We start from the raw sequence: 3504 nt of genomic DNA on the forward strand, positions 1-3504 counted from the left end.
GTTGAGCGTCGAACAACCAGGTTTGCCGGGCAGACGATTTGCTGGTCGGGTGACTCCCCCTTGATCAGGCTTAGCGAGAGACGGCCGGCGAGTACGCCTTGCTCAAACGGTGTTTGATGGACGGTTGTGAGGTCCATCGTTTCTGCCATCGGGTGGTCGTCGATCCCGATGATTGACATATCCTGGGGGACGCGAAGGCCCGATCGCCGCAGTCTTTGGAGAGCGCCGTAGGCAACTTCGTCGGAGAAAGCGAATATCGCCGTCGGCAGCCGTGACAAGGTCAGAATTTTGTCCATTCCTTGGGCACCGCCCTCGATACCCCATGGAACGGGAACCACCAGTTCCACATCAGCGTCAATACCTGCCGCCGCAATTGCACTCCGGTATCCCCGCTCGCGGCCAACGTCGGCCGAGTAGTGGTTGCCTTCCGGGTCAACGGCGCTGATCATCGCGATCCGCCGATGTCCCAGCCCCAGCAGATGATTGACGGCATCTCGCGCCGCCAACTCCTCATCGATCCCGACCGAAGGACGCCCGGGCGTAATTGTTCCCGCCACAACCGCGTGAACCCCCATCGCGTCAAGACGCTCCCACTCCTCCTCGGTGATGGGGAAGGCAATATTGATGACGGCATCGACTTTTCGCCGGGCCGGGAGTTCCTCGAAAAACCGGCGCCTCTCATCGGAGCTATCGAGAGGGTAGAGGAGCACATCGATACCGGCGGCCGTGAGTTCTGCCGCTACGCCGGCGATGACAGCCGAATAGAACCACTCGTTGATGGTCGGAGTGATAAGCCCAACGCGTCCGGTTCGCCCGCCGGCGAGTTTCGAGGCTTCGGGTGAGACGACGTAGCCGAGTTGTTCGGACAGTTGCTGGATCTTGAGGCGGGTGCGTTCGGACACGCCCTTGCCCCCGGCCAGGGCGCGCGAGACCGCGCTCACCGAGACGCCCGCCTCCCTGGCTACGTCCACCATGTTCACTGAATGTCGATCCCCATTGGCCATTCTTCCATAGTAGCGGATTGAACGCAYACGTTTGCGTAATTTGCGCCGAAACCAGCGCGTTCAGTTGAGCCATGCAGGCCAGAAGACCGGGGAACGAAGCTTTTACGCTTGACGCCTTCGGATCGAAGCGTCTATCTTTAACTCAAACGTTTGCGCAGAGACGTAGATCACAGCTTATGAACCGCATCGACGAAGCGTCGATATAATCCCAGCCAGTCGGACCGGCAATGATGCCCGGCAGAACAGGAAAACCCACTCTTGAGTACCAAAACCTCAACCATGCATGCCGACGTCGATGAAGTGTTGGGTGCAGACTGGTGGCGCCAGGCCGCCGTGTACCAGATCTATCCGCGGAGCTTCTCTGATTCCAACGGTGACGGCCTGGGCGACCTCAAAGGCATCACGGCCAAGGTCCCGTATCTGAAGTCACTCGGGATTGACGCCGTTTGGCTGAGCCCCTTCTACCCTTCGGCTCTCGCAGACGGCGGCTACGACGTGGACGATTACCGCGACGTGGACGCCAGGCTGGGCAGCCTGGCGGACTTCGATGAGATGACCGTTGCGCTCCACGCCGCGGGCATCAAGCTGATCGTGGACATCGTGCCCAACCACTCCTCTGACCGGCATGATTGGTTCCAGGAGGCCCTCGCCGCATCCAGGGGCTCCGCCGCCCGGAACCGCTACATCTTCCGTGAAGGCAAGGGCGCGGAGAGCGAGTTGCCACCCTCGGACTGGGAATCCCTTTTCGGCGGCCCGGCCTGGGAACGCATTACCGAACCGGATGGCACTGCCGGTCAGTGGTACATGCATCTGTTCGCGAAGGAGCAGCCGGACTTCAACTGGGACAACCCGGAGGTGCGCGAGGACTTCCTGAAGACCTTGCGTTTCTGGTCGGACCGCGGCGTTGACGGTTTCCGCATCGATGTTGCCCATGCCCTGGTGAAGGATTTGTCCGAGCCGCTGCCGGCCAAGGCCGATCTGGCGGCGGAGAACGAGACGGTGGACGGTACGCACCCGTTCTGGGACCGGGACGAAGTCCACGAGATCTATGCAGAATGGCGGGCCCTGTTCAACGAGTACACCCCGCCGCGCACGGCGGTCGCCGAAGCCTGGGTGCATGCCGACCGACGCGGCCGCTATGCCAGCCCCGAGGGCCTGGGACAGGCGTTCAACTTCGACCTCCTGCAGGCAGCCTTTGATGCCGGACAGTTCAGGGAGATCATCACCCGCAACCTGACCGAATCCGAGATCACCGGCGCGTCCTCGACCTGGGTGTTTTCCAACCACGACGTGGTCCGGCATGCCACCCGCTATGGGCTGCCCAAGGGTCCCGGGCGCAACGGCCCGGCCCAGGCGTGGCTGTTGTCCGGCGGTAAAGAGCCTGCTCTGGACCGTGAACAAGGTGTCCGCAGGGCCCGGGCCGCTACCCTGCTGATGCTTGCCCTGCCAGGATCTGCCTACCTGTACCAGGGCGAGGAGCTGGGGCTGCATGAGGTCATTGAAATATCTGATGCCGACCGCCAGGATCCGGCGTTCTTCCGCAACCCAGGCGTTGACATCGGCCGTGACGGCTGCCGCGTCCCGCTGCCCTGGACCACCGAAGGCATCGCGTTCGGGTTCGGTGAAGCCACGGCGCACCTGCCGCAGCCGGAATGGTTCAGCGCCTACGCCGTGGCAACCCAGCAGAACAACCCCGAATCCACGCTCTCGCTTTACCGCGAGGCACTTCGACTGCGCGGCAGCCTTCAGACCGAAGAACAACTCAAATGGCTCAACCAATCCAATGATGCAGTGCTGCACTTCATCCGACCCAACGGCTGGCAGTCGATAACCAACTTCGGCAACGAGCCCGTCGAGCTGCCGGCCGGCACCGTCGTCGCAACCAGCAGCCCATTGGCTGGCGGAAGCCTCCCGGCGGACACCACTGCCTGGATTATCTGACCTTTCACCACCACCGACCCGCCGGCGTCCCCGCCCGGGTTCATTTACAAAGGAGTAATCATGAAAGCAAAGCTGACCGCCACGGCGGCACTGATGATGGCAGGTGCGCTGGTTTTGTCCGCCTGCGGCGGAACCACAAGCAGCGGCACTACAGCCGGTGGGGGCGACGCCGCCTCCCAGGGCCTGGACGGGCGCGGCCCCATCACCTACGTCCAGGGCAAGGACAACAACAACGTGGTCCGTCCGCTGATCGATAAGTGGAACGCGGCGCACCCGAATGAGAAGGTCACGTTCAAGGAGCAGACGGACCAGGCCGACCAGCAGCACGATGACCTGGTGCAGAACTTCCAGGCCAAGAACGCCGGCTACGACGTAATGGCCGTGGACCTGGTCTGGACGGCAGAGTTTGCGGCCAAGGGCTGGCTGCAGCCGCTCAAGGACAAGATGGCAATCGACGCCGTCGGGATGTTGCCATCAACGGTGGAGGGTGCCTCCTACAAAGGCACCCTCTACGCGGCACCGGAGTCCTCCGACGGCGGCATTCTGTACTACCGCAAGG

At 62.5% G+C, this 3504-nt stretch carries 3 protein-coding genes; 2 read left to right on the forward strand and 1 reads right to left on the reverse strand.

The features are described 5' to 3' along the window. Positions 1-974, reverse strand: a 974-nt coding sequence (locus AC1D1S_RS20190) for a LacI family DNA-binding transcriptional regulator (protein ID WP_476995333.1), incomplete at its 3' end; no start/stop codon positions are given. Between the two features lie 309 nt (positions 975-1283). On the opposite strand from AC1D1S_RS20190, the gene AC1D1S_RS20195 reads away from it, so the two are divergent. Continuing rightward, on the forward strand, positions 1284-2945 hold the full coding sequence (locus tag AC1D1S_RS20195) for a glycoside hydrolase family 13 protein (protein ID WP_476946651.1): 1662 nt from the start codon (positions 1284-1286) through the stop codon (positions 2943-2945). Between the two features lie 60 nt (positions 2946-3005). Then, positions 3006-3504, forward strand: a 499-nt coding sequence (locus AC1D1S_RS20200; RefSeq protein WP_476995332.1) for an extracellular solute-binding protein, incomplete at its 3' end; no start/stop codon positions are given.

This window comes from Arthrobacter sp. P1_A5, assembly GCF_056406825.1.

Bases quoted from the DNA above. Each gene is read 5' to 3' on its own strand.
- AC1D1S_RS20195 (WP_476946651.1), top strand. From the start codon at position 1,284: ATGCATGCCGACGTCGATGAAGTGTTGGGTGCAGACTGGTGGCGCCAG.